Origin of the sequence: Yersinia hibernica (assembly GCF_004124235.1) — a bacterium.
GTDB lineage: Bacteria > Pseudomonadota > Gammaproteobacteria > Enterobacterales > Enterobacteriaceae > Yersinia > Yersinia hibernica.
Genome location: NZ_CP032487.1, coordinates 1,445,851 through 1,472,302 on the forward strand (window position 1 = coordinate 1,445,851; position 26,452 = coordinate 1,472,302).

Below are 26,452 nucleotides of genomic sequence, written 5' to 3' on the forward strand. Positions count from 1 at the left end.
TTTCTACGTTGTGTTCGCTGCTCATCAACACAGGCTAGTGTAGCTCGGCTACCTGTACGCTGTGTACTTGCAGCGGGTTGGGTATCGTCATTTTAGAAGGGAAAAAAATGAAGTTAGAAACATTATCTATTCATGCAGGCTATTCTCCGGACCCAACCACCAAGGCCGTTGCAGTACCCATTTATCAGACTTCCTCCTTTGCTTTTGATGATACCCAGCATGGTGCGGATCTGTTTGACTTAAAAGTCGCAGGCAATATTTACTCGCGCATCATGAACCCGACTAATGATGTATTAGAACAACGAGTTGCGGCATTGGAGGGCGGGATCGCGGCACTGGCGGTTGCATCCGGAATGGCAGCGATTACTTATGCAATTCAAACTATTGCAGAAGCCGGAGATAACATTGTGTCGGTGGCTAAGCTGTATGGCGGGACTTACAATCTGCTGGCCCACACGTTACCGCGCTATGGGATTGAAACCCGATTTGCTGATCATGATGATATTGAAACATTAGAGGCCTTGATTGATGAGCGGACAAAAGCTGTTTTTTGTGAATCAATTGGTAACCCTGCGGGCAATATTGTTGATTTGAAAAAGTTGGCTGATGCCGCCCATCGTCATGGCGTACCGCTAATTGTCGATAATACTGTCGCCACACCGATTCTTTGTCGCCCCTTTGAATATGGTGCGGATATTGTGGTGCATTCATTGACTAAATATATCGGCGGTCATGGTTCCAGCATTGGCGGCATTGTGGTGGATTCAGGCAAGTTTCCTTGGGCGCAATATCCTGAGCGCTTTATTCAATTAAATACGCCGGATGCGTCTTATCACGGCGTAACCTACACCGAGCAGTTTGGTGCGGCTGCCTATATTGGCCGTTGTCGGGTAGTACCGCTGAGAAATACCGGTGCGGCGTTGTCGCCATTCAATGCATTTTTGATATTACAGGGGTTAGAGACCCTAGCGTTGCGCATGGAACGCCATACAGAAAATGCATTGAAAGTTGCTTATTATTTACAAAAACATCCACAAGTCAGTTGGGTGAAATATGCCGGTTTACCAGACCATCCTGAGCATGAATTAGCCCTGCGCTATTTCGGTGGCAAACCTGCCGCGATATTATCATTCGGTATTTATGGTGGTCAGGCTGCGGGGGCGAAATTTATTGATGCACTGAATTTGATCGTGCGGTTGGTGAATATTGGTGATGCCAAATCATTAGCGTGCCATCCAGCTTCCACCACCCACCGTCAACTCAATGATGAAGAACTTGTGAAGGCGGGGGTTCCACGGGATATGGTGCGGTTGTCGATTGGCATTGAGCATATTGACGATATCCTCAATGACCTAGCCCAGGCATTGGACGCGGCGAAAGTTTAGATAAGTATGGGGGTTGGCCAGTAACACAAGGGTTACTGGTCAACAAGTCATGACAAAAAAGTTAAAGTGAAGCCAGTGTTGCAGCAATGACTTTGGCATAAGGGGTGGTTGGGCGGCCAATAAGTTTGCTCAAGGTATGGCTATCATCAAATAACCCGCCTTTAGCTGCCCCAGCATCAGAGTCTGCTAGGAGGGCTGCGAAACCATCAGGTAAACCGGCACTGATTAGTGCTTGTCTGAAATCAGCTTCAGACAAGTTTTTATAGACCACGGGCTTGCCTGATTGGCGGGCAATTTCTGCTGAGAACTCAGCCAGGGTATAACTGTCATCACCGGCTAATTCGTACACTTTGCCCGCTTGATTTTCTTGAGTCAGCACGATGGCGGCAGCTTGGGCATAATCTTCTCGGCTGGCAGAGGCTATCTGCCCGTCACCCACAGCCCCAATGAATGCGCCATGAGCTAAAGACGGCGCGATACTTGCTGCATAGTTTTCGGTGTACCAACCATTGCGTAATAGCACCACCGGCAGGCCCGATTCGCGTAAAAGTGCTTCTGTGGCGCGGTGTTCTTCACCTAACCCCAGTGGGCTTTCATCGGCATGTAGCAAGCTGGTATAGGCCAATAATTTGATGTTCGCATGTTTGGCGGCATTGATGACAGCAGCATGTTGAGCAAGGCGCTGTCCTACTTCACTTGATGAGATTAACAGCAGTTTATCAACCCCTTGGAAAGCGGTTGCCAATGTAGCGGGGTGACTATAATCCGCTTTGCGTACCTGAACCCCGAGTGCCGCCAAATCACTGGCTTTTTCAGGGCTGCGAACGGCGGCAATAATTTCACTGGCAGGTACTTTTTTAAGTAATGCGTTAATAACAAGGCGGCCGAGTTGGCCGGTGGCACCGGTTACTGCGATCATTATGACGCTCCAAATATTGTGTTATTCCCATCGAACTTAAAGTCGCAGGAGGCGGTATGCACATGCTTCCGGCCTGCCACGCCAATGATTTTGGGTCTATTGGGAGGGTGACGAACTGTGTTTAAGGCAAAATACATGGAAGTTCACTAAAAACTCACCCTTAAGACAATCATATGCAATATACTAACTTAAAGTAAGTACGTACAAAAAGGTTAGTATGGAAATAATGAAATCGCAAAATTTAGCTGGCACTATCTCATTTCCGGAGCAAGTTCGGCGGGGGGAATTGCTCAATGCAAACTGCCCATCCCGAGAAGTCCTCAAGCGCGTCACCAGCCGCTGGGGAGTCTTGGTGCTCATCGCGTTGAGCAATGAAACGTTGCGCTTTAGTGCATTGAGAAGAAAAATTGGCGGTGTAAGTGAGAAAATGTTGGCGCAAACCCTACAAAATCTTGAAGAAGATGGATTTGTTGACCGTATTGCCTATCCAGTTGTGCCACCGCATGTGGAATACAAATTAACCCCATTGGGAAGAGAGGTTCAGGAGCAGGTTGAGGGATTAGCTCTCTGGCTGGAGGAAAATTTACCTCGCATTATGGAAAAACGGCAGCAACGGGGCGCGTCATAATCTGCCCATTTTGGGAAGCAGCCATGGTATTAATCATGGCTGTCGCTATGACTTATTGCATCTGATAACTATAGGGTTTTTAGTGCTTCGACTGATTCGATAGCCATTGAGGGAATAAACTCAGTCACACTGTAATTAGCCACTGCATTAAATGGGTCCTCTGCCAATATGTTATCTAGCATGGCTCGCTCAATACTTTTTGCCAAAATAATGCCACCGGTGCGCGGTACTTTTCGGCCAGAGGCGATGAACACGCCCTGAGCATAATATTTTTTCAACCACTCTTTATGGCTTTCAGTCAGTGGTTCAACGATGTCGAGAGGCTGGTGGTAAGTCAGGCTGACAACAAACATGCAAAACTCCTTTAGGTGTTATCTATTAAAGATAAATGTGTAATCAATATAACGCCTTGGTGTATGAGTGGCATCTGTAAAATGCAAAATTCGCGAAGTCAGTTGTTTAATTGCGAAACGTCACAGGATATTTTGGTCACTCCGCGCCATGCCTGTGCCCGGTAGTTCCTCAATCTATTAAATGTTCGCTGAGTCCGCATATTAAAGGCTGATAACTATTGGCAATACTTATGAATGAGCGTAATTTACTGTTTATTCAGAATATTGAGAGCAAAGAAGGGCAATGAATCTAGGAAAAAGTTATCTCAATGGTTGGCGTGGTTACGTCGATTTTGATGGACGATCATCGAGAACCGATTTTTGGAGTTTTATCATTATCAATATCGTCGCCAAGATCTTGATAGTTTTGATGTTGGCTTTTATGGGGTATGTCGGCAGTTTATATCTGCTGGATATCTTTTGGCTTGGGATCCTGCTGTTGCCCACCTTAGCTGTGGGGATTCGTAGAATGCATGATATCAATATGTCCGGCTGGTGGTTTGGGATTATTTTTCTATTACCGGGATTAAACCGACTGCTGCAGACTATTTTGCTGGGGATGGCGTCGCCACAAACCTATGCTGTCATGTCATTGATTACCTCAATAATTTTATTCTGGATCCCGCTGGCGATTGTTATCACTTTATGCTGTTTCAAAAGTAAGTTGGCCCTGGACCGTGAAGAAACATCAGTTGCCTGATGGGTTTCAGATAAGATAACGGGCAGAGCGAAACCCTGCCCGTGCGGTGATTGCTACAAAGTAACACCGGTTTTGAAAATAGCGAGTTCGCGGAAATCATTGACTTCATTGCGCGCCGGTTGGCCACTGGCGATGGCCACAATCAGCTCGATAAACTCGCTCAGTAACTCCTCCATATTGGCCCCGTGAATCAGTTTGCCAGCATCAAAATCAATCCAATGGGGCTTCTGCGCCGCCAGTTCACTGTTGGTCGCCAGTTTAACCGTGGGGACAAATCCGCCATAGGGGGTGCCCCGCCCAGTACTGAACAGCACCATATGGCAACCCGCAGCCGCTAAGGCGCTGGTGGCCACTGCATCATTGCCGGGGGCACTGAGCAGATTTAAGCCCGGAGTTTTCAGCCTTTCAGCATATTTCAGTACATCAACAACCTGACTTTGGCCTGCCTTTTGGGTGCATCCCAGAGATTTCTCTTCCAATGTTGTGATTCCACCCGCTTTATTGCCCGGAGAGGGGTTTTCATAAATGGGCTGGTGATGGTCAATAAAATATTGCTTAAATTCATTGACCATACTGACCGTCTTATCAAAGGTGGTGATATCACGGCAACGACTCATCAGTATACGTTCTGCTCCGAACATCTCCGGCACTTCCGTCAGTACCGATGTGCCGCCATGCGCAATAATATAATCAGAGAAACGGCCTAATAATGGGTTGGCAGTAATCCCCGATAGCCCGTCAGAACCACCGCATTCGAGCCCAAATTTCAACTCGCTGATATGCCCATTAACACGTTTATCATGGCGCATGACCTCATATAACTGCTGAAGTTGCGCCAGACCGGCCGCTACCTCATCCCCTTGTTGCTGGCAAATCATAAACTTCACCCGCTGCTCATCAACCGGGCCAAGGGTGTCACGAAAAGCATCGACCTGATTATTTTCACATCCCAAGCCAATCACCAAGACTGCCCCTGCATTTGGGTGTCGCACCATATTTTGCAGCATAGTGCGCGTGTTCTGATGGTCGTCACCCAGTTGCGAACAACCAAATGGATGGCTAAAAAGATAAACACCGTCAATATCTGATGCCCCATTATTTGCCTGCAAGAAACGTTGTTGGATCTGTCGGGCAATACCATTGACGCAACCAACTGTCGGGATAATCCATAATTCATTGCGGATCCCCACTTCATTCTCAGCTCGTCGGTAAATCTGTACTTCGCGTTCGGCCATTTGCGGCGGCAATATGCCCACCTCTGGTTGGTAGCTGTAATGGTCCAAATCGCTCAAATTGGTTTTGGCATTCTGTGAATGTATATGTTCGCCCACCGCGATATCACTGAGCGCATGGCCAATGGGTAGACCATACTTGATGATATTTTGTCCATGAGTCAGAGGCTGTAAGGCAAACTTATGCCCACGACTCACGGCCTGTGGTAGGGTGACGAAATACCCATTTATATCAAGCTGCTCACCGGCTTGCAGTGCATATAGCGCGACGGCGACATTATCCAGTGGATGTATTTTTATTGTTTTTTGCATATGTATTCGCTTCTGTCCGGCAAGCTTTAACAGCATGCGGTTAAGGCTGCCCGCATTCCTGCCCGAAAAATTATCTGCAATTGTTCGGTAATGTGGTCTGTTAGATGAGGGACTTGGTTGAGGTCTTGCCCCCAGTGCGCGCGCTCGGCTAACACCGATTGTACTAGCCCCCGCATTGGCAAAGTGCCAGCATCGACCTCCTGCCAAAGAGTGGCAAAGCGAGTTAGCCAGTGGGCATCATCTTGTAATGGATAGTCTTCAGCGGCACGTTTCCCACGATAAAACATCAGTAGCGCCGCAAAGGCGAAGGTCAGACGGGCAGGTAGCACCTCGTGTTGGCGTTGGCTGGCGAGCAATTGTGGCAAAATTCGTGTGCGGAATTTTGTCATGCCATTGAGGGCGATAGACAGCAACTGGTGCTGAATAAAAGGGTTACGAAACCGGCCTAGTACGGCTTGGGCAAAGCCCTGTAGCTCGTCGGCGGGTAAATCTAAGACCGGGATAATCTCTTCACTGATGAGTTGCGCCACAAATTGGCTGATTTGTGGGTCAGCCATGGCTTCACCGACGGTATTTAACCCCGCCAGATAGGCCACCGGCACCAAAGCGGTGTGCGCACCATTCAAAATGGCCACTTTGCGCTCTTTGTAAGGTTTAATATCATCGACGAGACGAATATTTAGCGGGTATTTATCCAGACGTAATTCCTGCGCCAGAGATTGTGGCCCTTGAATAACAAACAGGTAAAAGTATTCTGCAGTATCGAGAAATGCATCGTAATAACCCAACTCGGCTTCAAGGGTTTGTGCTTCATCACGGGGATAGCCGGTCACGATGCGGTCTACTAATGTTGAGCAAAAAGTATTGTGCTGCACGAGCCATTGGCTGAAATCTTCACCTAATTGCCACTGCTGCGCATAGCGTAAAACCAACTCTTGCAATGCTATGCCATTGTAATCAATCAGTTCGCAGGGTAGCAGCACCCAGCCCTTATCCGCCGCGCCAGAAAAATGTTGGAAGCGCTCATACATTAAGCGGGTCAATTTCGCAGGGTAACTGCTAGGCGGGGTGTCACTGAATGTGTCCTGCGCCACGTAACTGATACCCGCTTCAGTCGTGTTAGAGAAAACCCATCGAATGTTTTCATCACGCGCGAGGGCCAAATAACCCGCGAAATCTTGATAGATATTAATTTCACGATTAATCGTGCGAATGATTCGTGCGTCACTGACTTCTTCACCTTGTTCATTCAGGCCGCGAATAACTGTGGTGTACAAGCCATCCTGAGTATTCAATGATGGGGGGAAGTCACTGTTAATTGGGCGAATTACCACGACTCCGGCATCAAGGTCGGTGTATTCATTTAGCAAGTCCAATTGCCAATCAACAAAAGCCCGTAAAAAATTACCTTCGCCAAATTGAATAACTTTATCCGGGTGTTGGCGAGCGGGAAAATCACGGCGATTTAACGTTAACATAGAGCTACATCCTTTCATTGAGTGATATCAGAACTGAATAACGCCTTTAATTAGGTTCTTATTGTTCACGACCTGTTGCGCATAAATTTCTGCTAATGTGTTGAATTCAAAACGATGAGTAAGGATCATCTCCGCTGATAATTTTCCCGCCGCCATTAATTTTCCGACTTTGGCAAAATCCTCAAAGGTGGCGTTTCGGCTGCCCATCATGGTGGTTTCTTTCTTATGGAAGTCAGGATCTGGGAAACTGAGGTCCCCCTTGAATAAGCCGACAAACACAATGCTGCCACCGTGGCGGATAAAGTTGACGGTGTTATTCATGGCGCGCTGGTTTCCGGTGGCATCAATCACTTTTAATGGCAACATGCCGGAAAACTGCTGGCGCAAATGCTGCTCAAACTGTGCAGCGCTCGGGTCTAATGCACTGATATTCAATGTATTTTTAACATGCTCACGGCGCTGTTCACTGGTGTCCGCCATCACGACATGCGCACCATCAGCTTGTGCAATCGCAGCAACCCCTAAACCAATTGGGCCGGCCCCCACAACCAACACATGTTCATCAGGGTGGACAGCGGCCCGGCGTACCGCGTGGGCACTGATAGCGAAAGGCTCAATGAGGGCTGCAGAAATCGGGTCAACATCGTCAACGACCAATAAATTGCTCACCGGAACAGATAAATACTCACTAAAACCGCCATCTTGATGGACACCAATAACGGAAATATTCTCACAGCAATTTGTTTTGCCGCTCAAACAAGAATTACAGTGATGGCAAGCAACATAGGGAATAACAGCAACTCGTTGTCCGGCATGCATATTATTAACGTCATCTCCCAAACCTATTATTTCTCCACAAATCTCATGACCTAATACCCGGGGGTAACTAAAAAAGGGTTGGTGACCCGCCCATGCATGTATATCTGTACCGCAAATACCAACATTTAAAACCTTTATTAATGCTTCATCAGCTTTAGGTACGGGTAATGCACGTTGTTGATAAACTAACTTGGTTGGCTCTTCACAAAGTAATATTTTCATCGTATTTATATTTTTCATAACGGGGCCTCTTGATAGATGGACTCTTTTATTAAATAAAAAAGCACGGCCCGGATAAATCAATGCTGTTATTTGTGAACTAGTGCTGACTATTCAGCTTTAAATTAGTTTTAAATGAATAAAAAACCATAGGAGTTATGATGAGTAGAACCCAAAATCTCCGCCATAATGTGATCAATCAGGTCATCGATGGGATAAGTAAGGGGCATATTTTGTCACCATTACCCTCCCAAGCTGCACTGGCGGAAATGTATAATATTAGCCGCACGACCGTGAATCACACCCTGAGTTATTTGCATGAACGTGGGGTGCTGGAAAAAGTGAATGGAAATTATCTTATTGTGCGTGACCCGAATGAAATGGATGGCTTTGACAGTGTTAGCCAGCCTATTGAGGAGCAAACTAGAATTTTCGAGCGTGCATTCTTCCATATGATTAATCAGAGAAAATTACGTGCTGGCGATAATTTTTCAGAGCTACAACTGGCGCGTGAAGCTATGGTCAGCCCGATTGTAGTACGCGAATTCTTGTTGCGTTTTTGCCGGTATAATCTGATTGAGAGTATTCGCCGGGGGCAGTGGCGAATGAAAAAATTTGATAAAAACTATGCGGAGAAGCTATTTGAATTGCGAGAAATGTTGGAGACTCATGCACTCAATCGTTTTATGAATCTCCCGGCGGATGATGAGCGTTGGTTAAAAGCTAAAGAGTTATTGGGACGTCATCGCCAATTGCGCGAAACAATAGGTGATAACTACCGAACCTTTTCACAACTCGATCAAGCATTTCATACGCTCATTTTATCTGCGGCGGAAAACCCTTTTTTCAATCAGTCTCTTGAGATTATATCAGTTATATTTCACTTTCATTATCAATGGGATGAGGTGGATTTAAAACAAAGAAATATCATTGCTACTGAGGAGCATATGGCTATTTTAAGTGCTTTGATTTGCCGCAATGATCTCAATGCAATGCGCGAATTACGCCAGCATCTGGATACTGCAAAACAGTCCATGATGCATTCTATCAGCCAATATACAGATTGATTTTACTTTCAAAAGCAGCAAAGGAAGTGAATGCTGACAACTGAAAATTTATAGCAGTTAATTGAAATTAAAGGTTAAATTTTTATTTGTCTTGATTTTTAGTCTACTTTTTAAGAATTAAAAACCAATAAAAAGCAGGTTAAAAGCAGATTAAAAACAGCAAAATAGTAGATACCGCACGAATCTGTCATAAAAAACATGAAGTAGATATTTATCCCACTATCCTCAAAATCAGTTGATGGACATATATATTAGCAAAAGTGAAAAGGGGAATTAATGGCAGCTCAAATTTAGTGACGCACAGGTATTATTAAAAATAAATTTCCACATTGGCTGATGATTAATAACATTAATGTTGCAATGGCCTTTTCCGCGCCACTAGAAAAGTACAGTACAGAATTTATTATGGATTTATCATCAGTTAATTCTAATTAAGCAGTATAGAAGTCCGGTATTCATATCGATAATTTAGCCTGCCAGGGAATGTTTTCGATACAAGTACATCTTTAATGTATTGACAGTATGTAATGACTATTTTTAAACCGAGGAATAAGATGAAAAGCAAAATAATTAATATTGAAGTCAAAGATATTCGCTTTCCTACTTCTAAAAATCTGGATGGCTCAGATGCTATGAATGCCATATCGGATTATTCTGCGACCTATGTCACGCTAAGAACAGATGCCAATGATGATTTAGTGGGGAACGGCCTAACTTTTACTATTGGTCGTGGTAATGAACTCTGCGTACAAGCAGTAAAATCATTATCTGCGTTGTTTGTTCAAGACCGTTATCTGGAAGATATTACCGCCAATTTCGGCAGCTATTGGCATGAATTGGTCGCGGGTGATTGTCAATTACGTTGGGTTGGTCCGGAAAAGGGGGTTATTCACCTGGCGACTGCCGCGATAATTAATGCTATTTGGGATCTGTGGGCGAAAAAAGAAGGTAAACCGGTCTGGAAATTACTGGCAGATATGTCGCCAGAACAATTGGTTAATTGTGTTGATTTCACCTACCTGACAGATGTTCTGACGCCGGAGGAAGCTATTACAATGCTGCGAAAAGTGTCTACCACCAAAGCCGAGCGCGAAGAAGAAATGTTGCGTGATGGCTTCCCCGGTTATACCACCGCAGCCGGTTGGCTCGGCTACTCTGAAGAAAAAATGCGGACATTAGCGCGGCAGGCGGTGGCGGATGGTTGGACGCATTTGAAACAAAAAGTGGGGGCCGATATAGAGCAGGATATTCGCCGAGCTACTATTTTGCGTGAAGAGCTGGGTTGGGATTATAAACTGATGATGGATGCCAACCAAATTTGGGATGTTGATCAGGCGGTTGAAAATATGCGCCGATTAGCGGCATTTGATCCCTGGTGGATTGAAGAACCTACTAGCCCAGATGATATTTTAGGCCATGCAGCCATTCGCCAACGTATTGCACCTATTGGTGTTGCCACCGGAGAACATGCGCATAATCGAGTCATGTTCAAACAGATGTTCCAGGCCGGCAGTCTTGATTTTTGCCAATTAGATCCTGCGCGACTGGGGGGGCTGAATGAAGTTTTGGCGGTATTATTATTGGCTGCCAAATTTAATATTCCTGTTTGTCCTCATGGGGGCGGAGTGGGGTTATGCCAATATTCGCAGAATATTGTGTTATTTGATTATATCGCGGTGTCAGCATCATTAGATAAAAGGGTGCTGGAATATGTTGACCACTTGCATGAGAACTTTGTCGAGCCCATTACGATTAATCGTGGTCGCTATATGCCACCCAAATTACCGGGTTATAGCGTCACAATGAGAGAAGAATCACTGGCCCGATTTGAATACCCCCATGGCGAAGAATGGCATGGCTAAGTCAGTTTCCCTTTTATAACAATATATTATTTTCTATGGAAGGCTGCTTTGCCATCATAAAAATGATTGAGGAGTGGGCAAATGTCACCAAACGATAAAAGCGAATTGCTATCGTTAGCGATAAAAAAATCAGTCAGGAGATTATTACCCTTTCTGGCAATGATGTATATCATGGCCTATCTTGACCGGGCGAATATAGGTTTTGCGAAAGATACTTTTCAGTTGGATACAGGGTTAAGTAATGCAGCATATGCCTTTGGTGCTGGTATATTCTTTATTGGCTATGCCATATTCGAAGTGCCCAGTAATATATTTATGTTTAAATATGGTGCACGTATTTGGCTGGCGCGAATTATGGTTACATGGGGGGCTATTTCATCCCTCATGATGTTTGTTAACTCAGAAATCACCTTCTATGTACTCCGTTTTTTATTAGGTGCATGTGAGGCAGGCTTTATGCCCGGTGTCATGCTGTATCTGACATTTTGGTTCCCAATTAATATACGCGCTAAGGTAGCAGGGTTCTTCTGGTTTGGGCCGCCGCTGGCATTTATTCTTGGCGGGCCTTTATCAGGCGGTTTGTTATCAATGCATGGGGCGTTTGGCCTGCACGGTTGGCAAATTATGTTTCTGATAACCGGTTTGCTGACAATATTGGTTGGGGTTTGGGCTTATTTTTATCTTGATGACCGTCCTTCAGATAAACGCTGTACTTGGCTAACTCCACAGGAGCGGGATGTATTATGTGAAACCATGGCTGCGGAAGAACACGAGAAGTTGAATCATGGGCCTAAAAGTATTTTACAGGCTTTGTTGGACCCGAAAGTTATCTTCCTGTGTCTGATTGCCTTTACCATTCAAGTTGGTTCTTATGGGATTGCATTCTTCCTGCCAACACAAGTGGCGAATATTTTAGGGACAAAAGTGGGATTCTTAGTTGGCGTCGTGACCGGTATTCCATGGTTATGTGCGTTAATTGCCGCTTACTATATTCCACATTTTTCAACAGTTATTCGTGAGCGCCGTTGGGTCGCATCTTTAACCTTATTTGCTGGGGCTGCGGGGGTAGCCGGTTCAGCAGTGTTAGCAGGAACACCATTGCTGGCCTTTATTGCGCTGTGTATTGGATGTGCGGGCTTACTGGCAGTGCAACCGATATTCTGGACTTTCCCAACCGGATATTTAGGAGGTGCCGCCGCCGCATCCGGTATTGCCTTAATTAACTCGCTAGCAAACCTAGGTGGGTTTGTTGCGCCGAATATTCGGGTGTGGGCAGAGAATACATTTAACTCTTCGGTTGCGGGCTTGTATTTATTAGGTGCTATTGCCTTGGTCGGTTCAGTGATGATCTTGGCAGTTTACCGGCTAGGGATTGGTAAGCAGGAAGATCGGCATAATGTGAACTCTTTGAGTCATCGCCAGAAAGCATCACAGTTATAAGCTGATTGTGTAATAAGATAAAATGCACCTCACAATTGGGGTGCATTTTTGCCTATTGATTCAGCGCACACTCAGCGGTCATGGGGATTATTCCAGTGATGGTCGTTTAAACCAGGACCGCACCATGCCAAGTTTGGCGAACATAACCAAATTACCCAGTAAGATAAGTAGTAAACCGATAATAGCATTCAGGTGCCAGTGATAGTCTTCATAGAAAGTTGATATGGTTAGCGCAACCAAAGGAAATAACAAGGTGCTATAAGCTGCACCACTGGCACCAATACGACCAATCAAACTGAAATAAGCGGCAAAGGCAATAACAGAACCGAAAATAGCCAGATACAGTAATGAGCCAAAATAACTGGCTGTCAGTTCAACAGTAAAAGAGTGCTGCTGAATTAAGCTGAATACCCCCATTAGTACCGCGCCATAGGTCATGGCATAAGCATTGGTTGACAGAATATCCAGCCCACGGCGCTGGTGGCGGCTACTTATCATATTACCCAGCGAGAAGCCGTAGGTCCCAAGTAGACTCAGGCCGACCCCTTTCAGTAGTTCGGGCGCTATTTGAGTTGCGGTAAGGTCCTGCCAGAATAAGGCCACAATACCTACCATCCCCAAAATACTGGCGGGCACGAGGTTAGGACTAAGACGTTGGCGAAAGAAAATCATGCCATTGATAGCATTGAATAAAACTGCCATGGAGAAAATAACGGACTCCAGGCCACTGCTGATGTAAGCCGCCGCATGATAAAAACAGTAAAAATTGAAGGCGAAGACGCAGAATCCTTGGATGACACAAAACAGATGGTCACCTAGCGCGAGAGGGCGCAAGCGACGTACTAGCAGCAAAAAAATCATCATGATGCCGGCTGCCAGTGCAAATCGGTAAAGTATAGACACCGTGATAGCCACATCTCCTTGTTGTTGCAGGGTAATCGCAATCCATGTCGTCCCCCAAATCAATACAACCAACAAATAAAGCAGTGTACTCATAGTTATATCTCATCACGTCTAAAAGTATCAGTATCTACCTGATTGGCTGGGACAGATTTCAGTGAGTTGCTATAAATTGCAAAATCTTGCGCATTTTTAAGATAAACAGTGGGAAAATATGGTTTGCTGCATGGCAAGTCATTAAACTGACGACATCAGCTTTATAACAGGAAGTCAGTGTGATGTTGGAACGGTACCAAGCCTTTGAAACCCTTAGAGAACATAAAGCGCGTTTGCATGATTGCGTGCAACTTGGCTCGGGTATTCAACTAGCGGCCTGGTCAAATCGCGATGACTGCATTACGCAAGAAAGCCCGGATCACCACACTCTGAGTTTGTATGTTGCAGATGGCTATGAGTGCTATCACAAAACGCGGGCTGGTTGGAAGAATGGTGGTGGACCTGACCGTTTTTGCATTATGCCAAAGGGCAGTTTATCGAGCTGGGATGTGCGAGATGATTTGTCATTCGTGCATTTGTATTGTACCGATAAACATTTGCGCTTATTGGCAGAGCAAATCTGGGAACGTAGCCCTCAATCTATTCAGGTTGATGAGCGCATTTTTGCTGATGATCCGCAAATAACCCTGTTATATCGCCAGTTTTTATTGAACTGTGACTGGCAAGAGCGTGCAAATCATTTAGCACTCAGCAGTGCGGCAACACTGCTGATGGCCCATTTACTCAAGAATTACACTCAGTTACAGTGGGCAATGCCAACTTTTCGTGGTGGTTTGGCTCCGGTGGTATTAAAGCGGGTAAAGGAGTTTATCGATGCTCATCTTGCACAACCGCTGTTATTGTCAGACCTTGCAGAACAGGCCGGGCTGAGTGAATTCCATTTCGCACGTATGTTCAAACAAAGTACCGGGTTGGCACCTCACCAATTTGTATTGAAAGTTCGCTTGTCGCGTGCGGAACAATTATTAAAACACAGCTTGATGCCACTTATCCATATTGCTTTAGAGTGTGGTTTTAGCTCTGCCAGCCACTTTAGTCATTGTTTTAAAGCAGCGTATGGAGTAACACCCTCGGTGATGCGACAACGTTAATCATCGCGAGCGCATATGATTGAGTGAAATTATAGCGGGCAACTTAAATCCCCCTCAGGGCAGTTTAAGAATGATTTCAACTGTGTTGTGCGCTCTTCGGTTTTATGGGTCAGGCAAGCGGAAATAATCATGGGGTGTACTGAACCGCCCTCGGTGGCTGATGTTTGGAATGTACAATCGGCATCACGATATTTTATCCAGGTCAATTGTGCGCTCTTTAATAATGGCCTTTGGGCGCTAGATGTTTTGTCGAGAACTTCTTTATAAATACGATTGAGTTCGGCATCGGCTTTTTTATAATCAGAATTTGCACATTGATTCATATCCTGCTGTGTTACCGCTTTTTGGCAATCAAGAGCGAATGCTTGGCCGAGCGGTAATGTCAGTAATGATAGCAACAAAATTTTTTGCTTGAGCATGATGACCTCCAATAATAATCAAAAAAATAACAATAGCCCCTCCTAACTGTGGCGGGGCTATGAATAATATTACATTTATTTATTAGCTGGCGTGGAAATATCTTTCTTCACATCAGATACTTTTTTCTCTGGTGACTTTTTACAGATATCAATTATTTTAGGGGTGTATATAGTATCGACCTCCTGAAAATCGACATTGTCGCCTTTTTTATATTGAGTATCTTGATTCAATATCCAGAAGGCGACAGGTGTCATGCTTTTTGGGTTAAGGTCAAGAAATTCCTTGCAGGTCATCTCTGCCGGGGTGGTTGAGGAGGCGAATAATGGGGGGATAGTTGTAAACAATAAGACTGCAATGGAGATATGACCTAATGATTTAGAAAGCATAATTTATTCCTTATCAATCTGTTTTGTTTCATCCAATAAAGCAAGTAAGAAATGAAAATTTCTACCCGATATTTAGCATGAACCATAAGCTTATATTTTTCCAGAATAGAGATAAGTTAAATTACTTTAAAAAATATATTTGCATGTTAAATAAATAGTAATGTCGCAGATGAAATGTCATTTTTTTATCTGCGACAATGTAAATATTCTCAATACTGAAAAAGTGGTTTCTCAGTATTATGGTTTTTTATTATCGTGTGGTGGTGGGCATAGCGGTTCGCCATCATGAGGAGGCTGGCCTTTAGTCGCATGGTTATTATTGTTCTCTTTAGGTGGCGGCAACGGGCGGCCATTTTTATCTTTAGGGGGCTCAGGTGGGCGTTTACAGGTTTCACCTGACGGTTTCTGCATCTCTTTCTCAGCATTTTGTGCTGCATAGCCAGCGGTAGCATTGCAAAGTAATATTGCGGAGATGCATATCATAAATAACGTCTTCATTTTCGCTCCGGTTGTTCAACATAAATCATGATGACTATAACGGATTGATGACTCAGTTTTCTTGGTGAATTTTGTAATGATATTATCAAGTTGAATGTCTGATTTTATCGAGTCCAGTGATGCTGTCAGTGCAAGTCTACACTGACCCCTTGTCATATGTTATAATTCACAATGTGATTGTTGATAATCTAAAATAGGTTGGTTGTATTTTTTTGCTATTGAATAATGGGTGATTTATCTTTATGTCTTTACTTTCTTTTTATCATAATTGCTTGGGTTTTTTCTCCAAGAAAATATTTGGTAAAAGTCAAAAGGGTGGGCCAGTGAAGAGAGAGAACAAGAAAAATAAATTATCTAATCTTCAATTGGATGCACTGTTGAATGCAGAGAAGCAGATTGCAATTATTACAACAGACTTAGATAACTGCATTACAATATATAATGCCGGTGCCGAAAGGATGTTCGGCTATTCTAAGGATGAAGTTCTAGGGAAGCCTATTTCAGAGATATTACATATTCCTGAAAACGGTAATTCCCAAGCCACACTGAATTCTTTATTGCTTAATCGGCGTGAGGTCAGTGAGTGGTGCTACCAACGTAAAGATGGCCAACGTTTTTGGGGTACACTGAGTATCCATGAAATAACATCTGAGGATGCTAATGTTGTGGGTTACATCAGTGTTATCGCTGATGTTTCGGAAAGAAAATACTTACTGATGGAACTGGAAAAAAATCAGCAGATGATGGACAAGTTGACTAAAAACTTGCCAGCGATGATTTATGCTTACTATTTGAATCCTGAAGGGGATTCTTATTTTAGTTATTGCAGTGAGGGAATAAGACCCATATTTGGCCTTTCGCCCGCCGATGTTTTGCAGGTACCGAAAGTGCAGAATCCGCTATTTAACCGTATTCATGCTGACGATATGGAAATGCTGGAACAGGCCGTTGCTACCTCTAAGGAGAATTTATCGGTCTGGAGCTGTAATTTTCGGGTTGTGCTGCCGGGCAAAGGGACACATTGGCTCCATGGCGAATCTTTCCCGACCCGACAAGATGATGGTTCGGTTATCTGGTATGGATCGTTTTTTGATATTACAGAACTTAAGCAGTCAGAATCTATCTTAAAAGCCTTGTCACAAACTGATGTGTTGACGGGAGTGGCGAATCGCCGCCATTTTGATGAGATCTACCAACGCATTTGGCAGAAAAGTTATGCCGAGGGCGGCACCCTATCAGTGTTGATGATTGATTTTGATAACTTTAAAAGTTTTAACGATCTTTATGGGCATGCCATGGGGGACGTCTGCTTGAAATCCATTGTTGAGACATTATCAAAATCTATCCGGGGTGGTTCAGATATTCTGGCTCGCTATGGTGGGGAGGAGTTTATTGTCTTGCTTGCACCAAGCACGTTATCAGATGCCAAAGCTGTTGCCGAGCGCATGCGCAGCTCGATCGAGGAGCTGGATATCCCTCATGGAATGTCACCTCATGGGCGAGTGACCATCAGTATTGGTGTGGCGTCAGTCTCTTATCCGGGTGAACTCCTGTTGGCGACAGATTTGTCAAATGCGGCGGATAAAGCACTATATCGGGCAAAAACCGCAGGGAAAAACCGGGTTGAGGTGGAGTTGCTGAGCTAGTCGGTGGTAAATTGCTGAGGCATTCGCCTGACAAATCACAGTTCATCAATGATGGAACCGCTTGCCGCAGCTTTAATGGCTCGGATAAATAATATGGCCGTACGCTATATGTTGAGATAGCTAACAGTATATTTGGTGGCGCTGAGGGTGAACCAAACCCGGTCGGGTGAAATAACCCCAACCGGTATTTCACCCACCTGCTATTTTTGATGATTTAGCTCTGATCAGTAAGGGTCTTGCGCCTCGCGTAGACGCTCCTGCTCTTCAGCAATGACCGCCTGAATTTCCTCCAGTACACCTTCAACATCAATGGCTTGCGTGCTTTCTGCAAACTCGCCTGTCAATGGGGTCTCAGGATACAACTTGCCATCTTCATAGAGCGCCCACATCTCTTTGGCATATTGACTGCCAAGTAACTCAGGGGCGTATTGACCATAATAATGTGTCATATTTGCCACATCTCTCTCTAGCATGGCTTTAGCATTATTATTCGCCGCAGCATTGACTGCTTGCGGTAGGTCGATAATCACCGGGCCATCTTGGTCAATTAAGACATTGAACTCCGACAAGTCGCCATGAACCAAGCCAGCGCACAGCATCCGAACCACATAGCGGATCATAATGCCATGGTCAATCAGGGCCTGTTCTTTGCTAAAGGGAACATCGCTGAGCCGGGGGGCAGCAAGCCCGTCAGCATCGGTGACCAGCTCCATTAGCAACACACCGTCGAGGCATGCATAAGGTTGTGGCACACGAACATCAGCATTAGCAAGCAAGTACAGGGCATCCACCTCGGCGGTTTGCCAGGTTTCTTCTTGCTGCTTGCGGCCAAATTTAGACCCCTTGGCCATGGCACGCGCATCGCGGCTATTACGTACCTTACGGCCTTCTTGATACTGAACTGCCTGTTTAAAATTGCGGTTCTCGGCTTCTTTATAAACTTTCGCGCAGCGAATGTCCTGCCCACAACGGACAACGTAGACATCAGCTTCTTTGCCACTTTTTAAACGACGGATGACTTCGTCAACCAAGCCGTCATCAACCAGCGGTTGGATTCGTTTTGGAATTTTCATGGCGTCCTTGTACCCTATTTAAGCCCGCGATGGAATGGCTTTGGCGGAATTTTCCTCCAGTTTACCATTCGCGCCCATCTGCGGGTGGGTTTTTACTGTATATCAGGCGGCACTGAACTGAGCATTATGCAATTTGGCATAGGCCCCTTGGCGGGCAAGTAACTCGTGATGGTCACCCTGTTCAACAATGCCCTCTTTATCAACCACAATGATGCGATCAGCATTTTGAATGGTGGCTAAACGGTGAGCAATGACCAGAGTGGTTCGCCCTTGTGATAATTCAGTCAGCGCGAGTTGGATAGCTTGTTCTGTGGCCGTATCCAGCGCCGAGGTTGCTTCATCAAGAATCAAGATTGGCGGATTTTTCAAGAAAATTCGCGCAATGGAAAGGCGCTGTTTCTGGCCACCGGATAATTTCACCCCGCGCTCGCCGACCACGGTATCAAGGCCATCTGGCAAGCTGTCAATGAGCTCGTCTAAACGGGCTTGGCGCGCGGCAGCCATAATTTCGTCATCGCTGGCATCTAACTTGCCATAGGCAATGTTTTCACGGATAGAGCCGCCGAATAGGAAAACATCTTGCTGAACGATACCGATATTATTGCGCAATGATTGTTGCGTCATATCACGGATATTAATCCCATCAATGGTAATTACACCATCATCAAGCTCATAGAAGCGGGGGAGTAATGAGCACAAGGTGGTCTTACCGGCCCCCGATGGCCCGACGAAAGCCACGGTTTCACCGGCACGGATTTGCAAGTTTAAGTCAGTAAAGATTTTGTTTTGTGGTGAATAGCCGAAACTGACATTCTGGTAACAAATATCGCCGCGCAGATGACCCACCGGGCGCGCTTGAGGTTGGTCAACAATATCGGGCAATGTATCAATCAGTTGAGTAAATCGTTTAAATCCCGCGATTCCTTTCGGATAACTTTCCAGTACGGAAGTTATTTTTGCAACTGGGCGGAAAAAAACCTCGACTAACAATAGGAAACCGACAAAACCCCCATAGCTAAGTTGGTCATGAACCACATACCAAGTGCCGACTACCATCACAATCAACTGTACCAGGCGGGTGCTGAGGTAGCTCATGGTCATGCTGGTGGTCATAATGCGGTAGGCCCGCAATTTAGTGGTGCGGTAGTTTTCGTTATCTTTGGCAAATAATTTCTTTTCATGGGATTCGTTGGCGAAGGCTTTTACCACGCGAATGCCACCAATACTTTCTTCAATACGGGCATTAAAATTCCCCACCTGACCAAATAGCCGCCGCCAGGTGTCGGTCATTTGGGCGCCATAGCGACTGACCAAATAGGTCATAAATGGCACAATAATAATAGTGAGCATGGCTAATGGCAGGTGAACGGATGCCATCAGAATAAAAGCACCAATAAATGTCATTACCGCAATGAAAAGGTCTTCAGGCCCGTGATGGGCAATTTCCCCGACTTCCTCCAGATCTTTTGTGACGTGGGTAATAATATGGCCGGTTTTCATATTGTCGTAATAGCTAAATGATAACTTTTGCAGATGACTAAATGCCTGGCGGCGCATATCAGTTTCGATACCAACCCCGAGAGCATGCCCCCAATAGTTCACTATCGCCATGAGCGCGGTATTGAGGAGATAAATCAGTAGCAGGCCCGTCGCCGCCCAGACTATCAACACCCAATCTTGGTTAGGGAGCAGCTTATCAATAAACAATTTTACCGCCATCGGGAAGCTCAGCTCCAGCAGCCCGGCTAAAATAGCACAGCCGAAATCCAGATAGAAAAGCCCTTTGTACGGGGTGTAATAAGAAAAGAAACGGCGGAGCATCAGACATCCTTACAATTACCGAGGGAAATTACGACACAAAATAAGAAAAGCGCTTTGCAGCATCATAAATCTAAATAATTCTTAATAGCGTTTATTTTGCCAGTTATTGACCGATAATAGAATTCTTATCTGTGAGAAAATGCCGGAAGTAAAGGTAAGGCCGAGTGGTGTTAGTGCTTTCATAACGAGGAATAATGGCAATGAAGTTGACGATGACAGATACCCCCGCGGCTGAAGATGTGGCAGAAATTATGGCCGGGTTGAAGGCTTTTAACCGCAATTTTGTTGGAGATAAGGGCCGTAAACCATTAGCCGTGTTTATAACCGGTGAGCATGGTGAAAAGTTAGGGGGAATTACCGCCTATACCTTAGGCAATTATCTGAGTATTGAATTATTGTGGGTATCAGATTCATTACGCCATTCTGGGGCTGGCAGTAAATTGATGCAGGCTGTGGAGCAAGAAGCAATACAACGTGGCTGTAAGTTCGCCCAAGTCGATACATTCAGTTTTCAAGCCCGCCCTTTTTATGAAAAACACGGATACCAATTGAAAATGGCGCTAGAAAATGTCGTAGATGAATATCATCGCTATTATTTGACTAAAGAGTTGGTGAGCTAAACTTTACTGAAAATAAGCTTAGATAGATAAAATCTGGTGGTATCAGCCAGTTATTAATAGCTAGGCGCACCATTGAGTTCAATCACTCAAAAATGCACGGCGCTATTTACGCAATGTGACGTAATGGCTACGTGCATTATTTTATTTGGCTATACTCAGCCATGAGTACTCATCTTTTCATGGAAGCTCACATTTTCACTCAATAGCATCTATAGGACTTAATCTTTTCTTAGGTTAATCTGGTTTACAGGGGATTAACTCATGTAAAAGGATATGAATATGGCGGCCTCATCAAATAAAAAACTGTCATTGTGGTCATTAACTTCGTTGGTTGTCGGTTCAATGATAGGGGCTGGTATTTTTTCTTTACCTGCTACATTTGGCCGGGCAACTGGGGGCTTTGGCGCGCTGATTGCTTGGGGGATTGCAGGTGGCGGGATGCTGACTCTAGCCTTTGTTTTCCAAACTTTGGCACAACGCAAACCCGATCTCGACTCTGGTGTTTATATTTATGCTAAAACCGGATTTGGCGACTATGCCGGTTTTGCATCGGCGATTGGTTTTTGGGCTGGCGCCTGCATCGGCAGTGTCTCTTATTTTGTGTTGATTAAATCCACTTTGGGTGCATTTTTTCCGCTATTTGGCGACGGTAATACTTTATCCGCAGTGTTAATTGCATCATTCATTTTGTGGAGTTTCCACTTTATGGTGTTACGCGGCATTAAAGAGGCGGCGACGATTAATACCATTGCCACTTTTGCCAAGGTGATTCCGATATTTATTTTTATTATTGTTTTGGCCTTTGCCTTTCACGGCGATACTTTCGCGTTAAATTTTTGGGGTACTCAGTCTTTGGGGTCTGTCGGTGACCTCTCCCATCTGGATGATTATGGTTATACCGGCCATGCCGCATTAGAAATAGGCGCGGGCTCTGAGACTTTATTTTCCCAAATTCGTAGCACGATGCTGGTCACGGTATTTGTTTTTGTTGGCATTGAAGGCGCGAGTGTTTATTCCCGCTATGCCAAAGAAAGAAAACACGTTGGTATTGCAACTGTTTTAGGTTTTATTGGCGTTTTATGCCTGCTGGTGTTGGTGACGATGCTCTCTTATGGTGTGCTGCTGCGCCCTGACCTGGCGGCATTACGTCAGCCGTCGATGGCAGGGGTATTGGAGCAGGTAGTGGGCCGCTGGGGAGCCATATTTATCAGTGTCGGGTTGATTATTTCGGTGATGGGGGCCTACCTGTCATGGACTTTACTGGCTGCTGAAGCACTTTATTGCGCAGCCAAAAGCAATATCATGCCCAGCATATTGGCAACGGAGAATAAACACGGGGTACCCTGCGCAGCAGTTTGGATGTCGAATATTTTTATCCAATTATTCTTAATTGTTACGCTTTTCACCGAATATGCTTTCCAGCTTGCACTTGAGTTAACCAGCTCATTGGTTCTGATTCCCTATCTCTTAGTTGCGGCATATGGTTTGAAATTGGCTTGGACTCGAGAGACTTATACTGCAGAGTCGAAAGATCGTAAGAAAGATTTTATTATTGCATTGATAGCCACGTTCTATGCCGTATTGATGGTGTATGCCGGCGGTTTGAAATATATATTACTATCAGCCGTGATATATGGCCCAGGAACCTTGCTGTTTATTGTCGCTAAACGCGAGCAGAAGAAATTAATCTTTTCAGCAATTGAAAAATGTCTTTTTGCTGTGGCACTCATTGCGGCGGTTGCGGCGCTATACAGCCTTTCGACGGGTATCATCACCGTGTGACAAACACTGTATATTGAGTGAGAATAGTCTGAGTCAGGTTCTGGCCTGGCTATGGCGTGCAATACATTATCTATCTTAATGTGTATAGAATATTCCCCTATTTTTACAAGGGATGGGCTTGATCTATAACACAGACTACGACAGGATCGCGTTGGAAAAGCCGGCTATCTGGCGAGTGTTCGTATGGTTTTCGATAAAATACGCCCAAAAAAACGCGGTTTTTCTTATGTGGGATCATGGCTGGCGTGTTTCTGCCAGTAGGTATGATTGTGAAAAAAAGACAAAATATTACCCAGAATAGCGACTATTCAACGGGAATTGGCGATGTGCAATTTGCACTCGTAGTTTTACTGACAACATCATTTTTGCTGATTGCAATAACGTTGATTGTCATTCTATGGTTAATTTGATACGCCGTAGACATTAGGGAGATTATATGGACAAGAGTTTGTTTGATGACAATAAAGTTATCGCATTGATTGGTTTACTATTGGCTGCACTTATTGTGGTTAGCACCATGTTCGTGATGACTTACATGGCAGACCGGCAACGCAACGAAATACCAACCATTGATGTGCAGAATTGCTACAAGAAAGACTGAGATTATATTCGCCGAATAGCGCTGATAGGCATCCAGGCGAATAGTGATATTGCGGGGATTATGCCAATTTCTGGTGAATAGCATGCAGGGGCAAGGCGATATTGAGGTCAATATCGGTATTTTGCCGAAAGTCATACGGGGTTATCCCGTAACGTTTTCTGAACATGTAAGTAAAGTGCGACTGTGAACCAAAGCCAAAATCCAAAGCAATATCAAAAATAGTGCTATCACTGCTTCTCAGTTGGTAGACAGCACCCGCTAAACGTCTTTCACGAATGTATTTACCTAACGATACCCCGGTCACTTCTTTAAATATTTTCTGCATATGCCAAAGCGAATAGCCTGAGTACGCGGCGAGCTCTTCGAGGTAGATGACCCGCCCCAGGTGGGTTTCGACCCATTTACTGAGGGCGCAGACTAACGCGAGATGATTTTCTTGTGACATTATTTAGTCTGTTTTTTCTGGTTAGGAGTAGTGCAGTATACACAAGTTGAATCTAACAACACAAAACACCAAATTACCCGCGATTGGCGGAAATGAATCGTGAAGACTTTTCAGCGCATATTTGCAAAAGAACTTTCTGGTGCCATAGTAAGAGAGTAGTGTCATCTGAGAGGGGAGTGTACCCCGAGGATAAAGGGCTGAGTTTGGAAAAATAGAAAGTGAAAATGATGAGGTGATCGCATGTTGATAACAGTGATTATGACTCTAATAGCGGTTGTGGGTGTAACCGTTTTTCTAAAAATGCCAGTAATGGTTCTGCACAAAGGTAAAGGCGCAGGAGGTGATGAACTGTGAGACTAGGAATATTGTGACCAGTATAGACTCAATAACTTCTTCTCTGAACCAGGTGATTGATAACCATCATACCTGGTTTTTTTATGTCCAATTTTTGCCTCTGAAGTCATTGTACGGAACTCCTCCGGCACCGGTCTTTTCCGGTGATAAACTCTTTGGATGTTGATTCAATGAGCTGAGTTATCTCTGTAAATCATTCATTAATCACAGATAACGTTAATTGATGAAATTGTGAACATGACACTGTCGGCTAAAGAAATATATCAGTTGGCGTGATATCCTTGACAGATATTATTGTGAAGGAATTATTTATGTCTGAAATGTTCACTAATGACCAAGAACTGGTCTCTGATCTGGTCGCCTGCCAATTGGTTATCAAACAAATTCTCGATGTGATTGACATCATTGCGCCAGCAGAAGTGCGGGATAAAATGTCTCACCAACTTAAATCCATTGATTTTTCCTCGCATCCTGCGGGGGCAGACCCAGTGACTAAACGCGCAATTGAGAAAGCCATTGCTTTGATTGATATGAAGTTTACGCAAAAATAACCGAGCAGCGGTTGAGTTTGGGTCTGTACATTTACCACAGACCCAGCGCAGGGGGAACAACGCCGATGCCGGCGAGTTCATTCTCACTGTGGGTTAGTCAAATACATTATTACCCATTTTTTTGACTAACGGGCAGTTGCTGACGCCGATAATGCCATTTTCTCCGTTTATAAATTGAGCGGTTGATATGCTTCTGGCTGTTAAATATTTGCATTGCAAACCGAGGCCCGCGGCGTTCTTTCCACTGCCAATCAGGACACCATAGCCTGAAAAAAGCAGGGCTAAGTATATAATTGCTGCTACCAAGAAAAGTCTAAATAAGCTCATATGGTTACTCCTTGTAATTAGTTTTACTTATTATATGGTGGGTATATTTAACAGTTTAGCTTGTAATAATGAGTGAGTTAATAGTAAAAATCCCAAACCCTACTGGTTTATAGAGTTAAATCGTAAAATAACCTATAAAGTGGCGTACTAATGCGATAACAAACATTAGTAATGCTATCTTGGCTATAACTGGTTGATGTTTAGTAAAGTATAATTTAAAAAAATGTTGAATAAGGTGCCTGATTTGAACATTAAGAAACTTGTTGCAGCGGTAGTGATCATCGCCGTTTGTTGCTTGTTTTATCTGTTAGCCCTTGATAGTTATTGTGACCAAGGGGGAACTTTTTCTATGGGTATCTGTACCATCACGTCAATTATTCCATGGTAACAATAAGCTATTATTCGCATTTATAATAACCAATGAAAACTATTACTCAATGTTATTGTTATTGAGTGTTAATTATCTGCGCCGATTGACCTTTGTCATGATGAGAGTGATAAGATAGTGTCTTCGCCACGAAGGTAATAGTAGGGTAGTCAATGTTAGAGACAAATATGGGCGCAATGGGTATTTTCCCCATTGCTTTATCGCTGTTTACCGTCATTTTTTTCTTGATAGTTTGGTTCTTTTTGAGCCGTGCCAGCGTACGAGCAAATGAACAAGTCCGCTTGTTGCAAGACCTGCTTGAGCAGCAGAAACAGCAAACAGAATTACTGAAAGCATTACTGGCAAATGCAACGGGTGTCAGTGATTTTGAAAGTGACAGTGATAGTGTTTCTCCCCTCGATTTCAAAGGTGTTATTCCGGAGAGATAAACTCATTCGGCTCTGGCGCTGCTACTTAGCAGTGTCAGAGTGATACTCACCTCGACAGATATAATCCCTTCTTTCTCTTTCCTTTTATATTCCTGTATATGCTTGCTTTTCTTCTGATGCTATAGGGTAGCGCGGGATATCGGGCTAAATATAAGCCGGATTGGTTGTCATAAATTTGTCTTAATTTCGCCGTAATGTAGCCTGAACTTTTCAGAACAACGGTGATTCGGATGATTAAATGGTATGAAGAAAGTGACAGCGAAGTGAATAGAAGTATTGCATTACTGGCCGGTGAAGATCCCGATAAATGGTATCCGTATGGTGGTATTAAAGGTAAGGATTATTGCAAAAACCCTTCCGATGCTTGGCCTATCATTTATGCCAATAAAATTGGCCTCTACTCACCCGAAGTTAATGATGACAATCAGTGGAATGCCAGAATAATTAACTCTCGAGGAGAGTGGCAAGCTTATAGCCAAAGCCCGCTGCGAGCGGCGATGATCTGTTATTTACTCAGTCGAGAAGTTTGATAACTCATCACGAGAATTTTCAGCAAAAGTGGATATCCCGCTTTATTTAACGAGCGGGAATGGCAAACGGCAAAAGTTTTT

The 26,452-nt window shown here is 44.4% G+C and carries 28 protein-coding genes; 15 read left to right on the forward strand and 13 right to left on the reverse strand.

Annotated features, from left to right (window positions below; genetic code table 11):
* Positions 1–107 precede the first annotated feature (107 nt).
* Positions 108–1,385: a bifunctional O-acetylhomoserine aminocarboxypropyltransferase/cysteine synthase gene (locus D5F51_RS06700; protein ID WP_129195952.1), complete on the forward strand. Its 1,278-nt coding sequence runs from the start codon at positions 108–110 to the stop codon at positions 1,383–1,385.
* Between the two features lie 61 nt (positions 1,386–1,446).
* Here D5F51_RS06700 and D5F51_RS06705 read toward each other — a convergent pair whose 3' ends face one another.
* Positions 1,447–2,304, reverse strand: a complete 858-nt coding sequence (locus D5F51_RS06705; protein ID WP_129195953.1) for an SDR family oxidoreductase — start codon at positions 2,302–2,304, stop codon at positions 1,447–1,449.
* A 217-nt stretch (positions 2,305–2,521) separates the two neighbouring features.
* Here D5F51_RS06705 and D5F51_RS06710 point away from each other — a divergent pair, with 217 nt between their 5' ends.
* Positions 2,522–2,932 (forward strand): winged helix-turn-helix transcriptional regulator, encoded by a 411-nt coding sequence (locus D5F51_RS06710; RefSeq protein ID WP_186368156.1) that lies wholly within the window; start codon positions 2,522–2,524, stop codon positions 2,930–2,932.
* A 68-nt stretch (positions 2,933–3,000) separates the two neighbouring features.
* Here the strand turns inward: D5F51_RS06710 and D5F51_RS06715 are convergent, their stop codons facing one another.
* Positions 3,001–3,285, reverse strand: coding sequence for a YciI family protein (locus D5F51_RS06715; RefSeq protein WP_129195954.1), 285 nt, complete (start codon positions 3,283–3,285; stop codon positions 3,001–3,003).
* 283 nt (positions 3,286–3,568) lie between these two features.
* On the opposite strand from D5F51_RS06715, the gene D5F51_RS06720 reads away from it, so the two are divergent.
* A complete protein-coding gene (locus D5F51_RS06720) occupies positions 3,569–4,024 on the forward strand; it encodes a DUF805 domain-containing protein (RefSeq protein WP_129195955.1) in 456 nt (151 codons plus the stop codon).
* A 53-nt stretch (positions 4,025–4,077) separates the two neighbouring features.
* Here D5F51_RS06720 and D5F51_RS06725 read toward each other — a convergent pair whose 3' ends face one another.
* Genes D5F51_RS06725 through D5F51_RS06735 form a run of 3 tightly spaced genes read right to left on the reverse strand, consistent with a single transcriptional unit; the run spans position 4,078 to position 8,096 of the window.
* Positions 4,078–5,568, reverse strand: coding sequence for a UxaA family hydrolase (locus D5F51_RS06725; RefSeq protein ID WP_129195956.1), 1,491 nt, complete (start codon positions 5,566–5,568; stop codon positions 4,078–4,080).
* A 26-nt stretch (positions 5,569–5,594) separates the two neighbouring features.
* Positions 5,595–7,046: a tagaturonate reductase gene (locus tag D5F51_RS06730; RefSeq protein ID WP_129195957.1), complete on the reverse strand. Its 1,452-nt coding sequence runs from the start codon at positions 7,044–7,046 to the stop codon at positions 5,595–5,597.
* Positions 7,047–7,073: 27 nt separating this feature from the next.
* Entirely contained in the window at positions 7,074–8,096 is a 1,023-nt protein-coding gene (locus tag D5F51_RS06735; RefSeq protein WP_167480537.1) for a zinc-binding alcohol dehydrogenase family protein, read from the reverse strand.
* 149 nt (positions 8,097–8,245) lie between these two features.
* Between D5F51_RS06735 and D5F51_RS06740 the strand changes: the two genes are divergently transcribed.
* The 3 genes from D5F51_RS06740 (at position 8,246) to D5F51_RS06750 (ending at position 12,453) form a co-directional block, all read left to right on the forward strand.
* Positions 8,246–9,151, forward strand: coding sequence for a GntR family transcriptional regulator (locus D5F51_RS06740; RefSeq protein ID WP_025378572.1), 906 nt, complete (start codon positions 8,246–8,248; stop codon positions 9,149–9,151).
* A gap of 554 nt (positions 9,152–9,705) precedes the next feature.
* Complete coding sequence (locus D5F51_RS06745; protein WP_129195959.1) at positions 9,706–11,013, forward strand: enolase C-terminal domain-like protein; 1,308 nt, start codon at positions 9,706–9,708, stop codon at positions 11,011–11,013.
* 81 nt (positions 11,014–11,094) lie between these two features.
* Complete coding sequence (locus D5F51_RS06750) at positions 11,095–12,453, forward strand: MFS transporter (protein WP_025378570.1); 1,359 nt, start codon at positions 11,095–11,097, stop codon at positions 12,451–12,453.
* A gap of 87 nt (positions 12,454–12,540) precedes the next feature.
* On the opposite strand, the gene D5F51_RS06755 is transcribed toward D5F51_RS06750, so the two are convergent.
* Complete coding sequence (locus tag D5F51_RS06755) at positions 12,541–13,449, reverse strand: DMT family transporter (protein ID WP_129195960.1); 909 nt, start codon at positions 13,447–13,449, stop codon at positions 12,541–12,543.
* Positions 13,450–13,631: 182 nt separating this feature from the next.
* Here D5F51_RS06755 and D5F51_RS06760 point away from each other — a divergent pair, with 182 nt between their 5' ends.
* The gene (locus tag D5F51_RS06760; protein WP_129199237.1) at positions 13,632–14,501 is read left to right on the forward strand and encodes a helix-turn-helix domain-containing protein; all 870 of its coding nucleotides are present in this window, start codon (positions 13,632–13,634) and stop codon (positions 14,499–14,501) included.
* Between the two features lie 29 nt (positions 14,502–14,530).
* On the opposite strand, the gene D5F51_RS06765 is transcribed toward D5F51_RS06760, so the two are convergent.
* From D5F51_RS06765 to D5F51_RS06775, 3 genes are all read right to left on the reverse strand, one after another.
* A complete protein-coding gene (locus tag D5F51_RS06765; protein ID WP_129195961.1) occupies positions 14,531–14,920 on the reverse strand; it encodes a lysozyme inhibitor LprI family protein in 390 nt (129 codons plus the stop codon).
* 75 nt (positions 14,921–14,995) lie between these two features.
* Positions 14,996–15,307 carry an acid-activated periplasmic chaperone HdeB gene (gene hdeB / locus D5F51_RS06770; protein ID WP_025378566.1) on the reverse strand — a complete coding sequence of 104 codons (312 nt, stop codon included), beginning with the start codon at positions 15,305–15,307 and terminating at the stop codon, positions 14,996–14,998.
* A 237-nt stretch (positions 15,308–15,544) separates the two neighbouring features.
* The gene (locus tag D5F51_RS06775) at positions 15,545–15,805 is read right to left on the reverse strand and encodes a hypothetical protein (RefSeq protein WP_129195962.1); all 261 of its coding nucleotides are present in this window, start codon (positions 15,803–15,805) and stop codon (positions 15,545–15,547) included.
* A 242-nt stretch (positions 15,806–16,047) separates the two neighbouring features.
* Between D5F51_RS06775 and D5F51_RS06780 the strand changes: the two genes are divergently transcribed.
* On the forward strand, positions 16,048–17,451 hold the full coding sequence (locus tag D5F51_RS06780) for a sensor domain-containing diguanylate cyclase (RefSeq protein ID WP_162301705.1): 1,404 nt from the start codon (positions 16,048–16,050) through the stop codon (positions 17,449–17,451).
* 224 nt (positions 17,452–17,675) lie between these two features.
* On the opposite strand, the gene D5F51_RS06785 is transcribed toward D5F51_RS06780, so the two are convergent.
* Both D5F51_RS06785 and D5F51_RS06790 read right to left on the reverse strand, forming a co-directional pair.
* Positions 17,676–18,524 carry a PA4780 family RIO1-like protein kinase gene (locus D5F51_RS06785; RefSeq protein ID WP_025378563.1) on the reverse strand — a complete coding sequence of 283 codons (849 nt, stop codon included), beginning with the start codon at positions 18,522–18,524 and terminating at the stop codon, positions 17,676–17,678.
* Between the two features lie 102 nt (positions 18,525–18,626).
* Positions 18,627–20,345, reverse strand: coding sequence for an ABC transporter ATP-binding protein (locus D5F51_RS06790; protein ID WP_129195964.1), 1,719 nt, complete (start codon positions 20,343–20,345; stop codon positions 18,627–18,629).
* 200 nt (positions 20,346–20,545) lie between these two features.
* Between D5F51_RS06790 and D5F51_RS06795 the strand changes: the two genes are divergently transcribed.
* From D5F51_RS06795 to D5F51_RS22590, 3 genes are all read left to right on the forward strand, one after another.
* Positions 20,546–20,965 (forward strand): GNAT family N-acetyltransferase, encoded by a 420-nt coding sequence (locus tag D5F51_RS06795; RefSeq protein ID WP_025378561.1) that lies wholly within the window; start codon positions 20,546–20,548, stop codon positions 20,963–20,965.
* A 279-nt stretch (positions 20,966–21,244) separates the two neighbouring features.
* Positions 21,245–22,747 carry an amino acid permease gene (locus tag D5F51_RS06800; protein ID WP_129195965.1) on the forward strand — a complete coding sequence of 501 codons (1,503 nt, stop codon included), beginning with the start codon at positions 21,245–21,247 and terminating at the stop codon, positions 22,745–22,747.
* A 436-nt stretch (positions 22,748–23,183) separates the two neighbouring features.
* Entirely contained in the window at positions 23,184–23,348 is a 165-nt protein-coding gene (locus D5F51_RS22590) for a hypothetical protein (RefSeq protein WP_025378559.1), read from the forward strand.
* Positions 23,349–23,406: 58 nt separating this feature from the next.
* On the opposite strand, the gene D5F51_RS06810 is transcribed toward D5F51_RS22590, so the two are convergent.
* Positions 23,407–23,793 carry a helix-turn-helix domain-containing protein gene (locus D5F51_RS06810; RefSeq protein WP_025378558.1) on the reverse strand — a complete coding sequence of 129 codons (387 nt, stop codon included), beginning with the start codon at positions 23,791–23,793 and terminating at the stop codon, positions 23,407–23,409.
* A gap of 665 nt (positions 23,794–24,458) precedes the next feature.
* Here D5F51_RS06810 and D5F51_RS06815 point away from each other — a divergent pair.
* Entirely contained in the window at positions 24,459–24,698 is a 240-nt protein-coding gene (locus tag D5F51_RS06815; RefSeq protein WP_025378557.1) for a DUF2766 family protein, read from the forward strand.
* A 93-nt stretch (positions 24,699–24,791) separates the two neighbouring features.
* On the opposite strand, the gene D5F51_RS06820 is transcribed toward D5F51_RS06815, so the two are convergent.
* Entirely contained in the window at positions 24,792–25,025 is a 234-nt protein-coding gene (locus tag D5F51_RS06820) for a YobH family protein (RefSeq protein WP_025378556.1), read from the reverse strand.
* A 244-nt stretch (positions 25,026–25,269) separates the two neighbouring features.
* Here D5F51_RS06820 and mgrB point away from each other — a divergent pair, with 244 nt between their 5' ends.
* The 3 genes from mgrB (at position 25,270) to D5F51_RS06835 (ending at position 26,371) form a co-directional block, all read left to right on the forward strand.
* Positions 25,270–25,413 (forward strand): PhoP/PhoQ regulatory lipoprotein MgrB, encoded by a 144-nt coding sequence (mgrB, locus tag D5F51_RS06825; protein WP_087769020.1) that lies wholly within the window; start codon positions 25,270–25,272, stop codon positions 25,411–25,413.
* Between the two features lie 152 nt (positions 25,414–25,565).
* A complete protein-coding gene (locus D5F51_RS06830) occupies positions 25,566–25,841 on the forward strand; it encodes a YebO family protein (RefSeq protein WP_129195966.1) in 276 nt (91 codons plus the stop codon).
* A gap of 230 nt (positions 25,842–26,071) precedes the next feature.
* On the forward strand, positions 26,072–26,371 hold the full coding sequence (locus D5F51_RS06835) for a phage protein NinX family protein (RefSeq protein ID WP_025378554.1): 300 nt from the start codon (positions 26,072–26,074) through the stop codon (positions 26,369–26,371).
* Positions 26,372–26,452 lie beyond the last annotated feature (81 nt).